The sequence below is a fragment of the Microcoleus sp. N9_A2 genome (assembly GCF_036701775.1).
Lineage (GTDB): Bacteria > Cyanobacteriota > Cyanobacteriia > Cyanobacteriales > Microcoleaceae > Microcoleus.
In genome coordinates, this window is record NZ_JAUBRH010000127.1 from 1 (window position 1) to 3,303 (window position 3,303).

Here is a 3,303-nt window from a genome sequence, read left to right on the forward strand (position 1 = left end):
TACTAATATTGGTCTGTAGGTTTGATTATATATTGGTTTGCAAGTAATGACAACTGTTTACCGCCGCGAGCGCCATTCTGTTACAGAACTTAAAATGCACTTGGTCTGTGTGACAAAGTATCATCGGTCTGTATTCACGGACGAAAGCCTTGATTTGATTGAAAAGTCGTTTCGAGAAGTAGCCCAAAAAATGAACTTTCAAGTGCTAGAGTTCAATGGCGAAGGCAATCATGTTCATGCACTGATTGAGTATCCGCCTAAATTGTCGATATCTCAAATTGTTAACGCATTGAAAGGCGTGTCCAGTCGTCGGTACGGACAGGCTGGACACGAAAAACCCCACAAAGAAGCATTGTGGAGTCCCAGTTATTTTGCTGTTTCCGTAGGAGGTGCACCTTTAGAAGTTTTGAAGGAATATATTAGAAACCAAGAAAAGCCGTCCTAGAAGGACGGGGCTTGTATCCCATTTTTTTGGTCAACGAAATGATCAATCCCGGTGATGTGCAGTGGATGACCGCTGGGGCAGGCGTAGTGCATTCCGAAATGCCAGAAGCTGAGTTTACCCGCACGGGTGGGCGACTGCACGGCATTCAACTGTGGGTCAACTTGCCGCAGCGGGACAAGATGATTGCTCCTCGCTATCAGGAAATTCCATCAGCGCAGATTCCGGTGGCTCAGACCAAAGATGGGTCCGTGACGGTGCGTGTGATTGCGGGAGAAGCGTTGGGGGCGAAAGCGGTGATTGAAACCCGCACCCCGATTATCTACTTGCACTTCACGCTACAACCGGGCGCAAGCATGGTTCAATCGGTACCGAAAGAGTACAACGCCTTTACCTATGTCCTCGATGGGTCTGGTTTGTTTGGCACTGAGCAGGAACGGGGTGAGGATGGGCAAATGGTGATTTTTGCACCTGATGGTGAGGAAGTGGCGATCGCCAATCCTGCGGATGCCACCCAGCCCCTTGATCTATTGCTGATTGCTGGAGTGCCGCTGAATGAACCTGTGGTGCGCTATGGTCCTTTTGTGATGAACACTGAAGCCGAAATCCTACAAGCGATCGACGATTACCGAAATGGAACGATGGGACACATTCATGCTTAACACGCTTCAAAACCGCATTACCCAACATCAACTTCTGACCAATATACGCATCAAGTTATTGCATTTGCATAAACTGTTGTTGGATACAGAGCGTATTCGTTACGAACAAGTGCGCGGACGGGTCTCTAAAGGTGAATTGCTGCAACTGGCGATCAGTCACGATCAATTTGCCTGGTTGCATCGCCTCTCAGAATTGATTGTGCAAATTGATGAGTTAATCCACTCTGATGAGCCTATCACCTCCGAGGCGATCGCTGCTCTCATTGCTGATGTTCAGATTCTACTCACACCTGATGAAGTTGGAAATGACTTTGCTGTGAAGTATGATATGGCACTTCAGCGTAACCCCGATGTGGTGCTAGCTCATGCTGATGTGGTCACACTGCTAGCGACTAAAGTTCAACTATAAATTGAGCAGTTCGTCCAGGTTAATTTTAATCTGGACGAACTGCTTTTAGGCATTATATTTACCGAATCGTAAGCATTCGCGGCGTGTTCAGGTGTTTATTAATTTCCTAGTTCAGCGATTTAGGAATCCGTCCTATTGGGAAAGGAACGTTTGACGAACGATACTGCCTACTCTGACAGTTAATCTGCGAATTGATGTATTTCCTAAACGAATTGATGCGCCCGATTCTAACTTAAGTTATAGCTAGCCTTCTACTCCACGATGGAATGGTTACTCTATCAATTTGTACTGTAAAAAATTTAACTCGCTATAGACGACGGCTTGAAGGCTATCGCCTATATTGAATTTATGCAAACAGTCATCCAGGCAATGAATTGAGCAAGTTAATTGCAAAATTCCATGCTTGATGCAGATTTAGAAAGATGAACGACGATCGTAGCCGCAGTTCCTTACTTGTACCGCCTTCAGCCCAAGATTGGATTCAAGGTGTGTTGAGTGCGAAGGTAGTGCTGGTGATGTATGGAGACTATCAATGCTCTAGAAGTGCGAACGTTTACAAGATGATTAAAGCGATCAAACGAGAGCTTAGTGCTGCTTTTGGAGAAGATTATTTATGCTTCATCTTCCGTCATTTTCCACAAACACAGATTTATCCCCATGCTCAACGGGCAGCCCAAGCCGCCGAAGCTGCAGCCGCCCAAGGAAAGTTTTGGTTAATGAGCGATACTTTATTTGACCATCAACAAAGGTTGGAGAACGGTTATCTTGTCGAGTACGCCAATGATTTAGGGCTTGACATTCCTCAATTTCTCAAAGAGTTGTCTAAACAAGTGCATGTTGATCGCATCAATGAAGATATCGAAGGCGGAATAGAGAGTGGAGTGACGACTACCCCAGCCCTGTTTATCAATGAAATTCAGTATACCGGGCACTGGAACACGACGGAGTTGATGGCAGCCATGATTGCTGCAAGTCATTAAGTTCACCGATCTTTGCTCCCAATTCATATCTGACTTGTCTGTAAGTGCTGTAAGTTATCTAATTTTGATGGCTAGGGTTTTGCCTGTTTCACTGAACAAAATTGCCACTTTTTGAACCATGACAACAGTTACCATGCCAACAACTGAATTCCTGGGTATTGATTTAGTCAATTACAAATCAGTATTTCATTGAGGATAGTTCTATGACGCATTCACTAGTACAAGGCAAGAATAATCCTGGGCATGAAGGTAAACCTCAGACTGGTTCTCTTCGCGACTCTTCAGTTAATCATGCCCTGATTGCGATCGCGCAAGAAGTCACTGAGTTGCTGAGACAAACTTACCTGAGACAAACCGATGAAATTAAAACAGGAGAAACAGAATGATACTGCAAGATAAAGTGGCGTTAGTCACCGGAGGCAAATCGGGAATTGGTAGAACAACGGCGATCGCTTACGCCCAACAACAAGCAAAGGTGGTGGTGGTGGGTCGTCGAATTGATGAAGGTGAAGAAACTGTTCGACTGATTCAGGAAGCTGGCGGAGAGGCTAATTTTGTGCAAGCAGATGTCACGAAAGAAGCCGATGTTAAAGCAATGGTTGATAAAGCGGTTAGCGTTTTTGGTCGGTTAGATATTGCATTTAATAATGCAGGAACTATCGGCGAAAATCCTTCATTGATTGAGCAAACAGAAGTGGAATACGATCGCACGATGAACGTCAATGTCAAAGGGGTTTGGTTGTCGATGAAACATGAAATCGCTCAGATGTTGAAGCAGGGAAGTGGTGCAATCGTCAATATGGCATCTGC

Annotated in this window: 6 protein-coding genes; all 6 read left to right on the forward strand. The window is 45.1% G+C overall.

The features are described 5' to 3' along the window. Positions 1–46: 46 nt before the first annotated feature. Complete coding sequence (tnpA, locus tag QUA44_RS30145; RefSeq protein WP_333257516.1) at positions 47–445, forward strand: IS200/IS605 family transposase; 399 nt, start codon at positions 47–49, stop codon at positions 443–445. Between the two features lie 11 nt (positions 446–456). After that, on the forward strand, positions 457–1,104 hold the full coding sequence (locus QUA44_RS30150; protein WP_333310092.1) for a pirin-like C-terminal cupin domain-containing protein: 648 nt from the start codon (positions 457–459) through the stop codon (positions 1,102–1,104). After that, on the forward strand, positions 1,097–1,513 hold the full coding sequence (locus tag QUA44_RS30155; RefSeq protein WP_333257520.1) for a hypothetical protein: 417 nt from the start codon (positions 1,097–1,099) through the stop codon (positions 1,511–1,513). Before QUA44_RS30150 ends, QUA44_RS30155 begins: the two co-directional genes overlap by 8 nt. 422 nt (positions 1,514–1,935) lie before the next feature. Next, the gene (locus QUA44_RS30160; protein WP_333257524.1) at positions 1,936–2,493 is read left to right on the forward strand and encodes a DsbA family protein; all 558 of its coding nucleotides are present in this window, start codon (positions 1,936–1,938) and stop codon (positions 2,491–2,493) included. 203 nt (positions 2,494–2,696) lie between these two features. Then, positions 2,697–2,879 carry a hypothetical protein gene (locus QUA44_RS30165; RefSeq protein WP_333099888.1) on the forward strand — a complete coding sequence of 61 codons (183 nt, stop codon included), beginning with the start codon at positions 2,697–2,699 and terminating at the stop codon, positions 2,877–2,879. Beyond that, on the forward strand, positions 2,876–3,303 hold a 428-nt coding region (locus QUA44_RS30170; RefSeq protein WP_333257527.1), incomplete at its 3' end, for an SDR family NAD(P)-dependent oxidoreductase. The genes QUA44_RS30165 and QUA44_RS30170, both read left to right, overlap by 4 nt.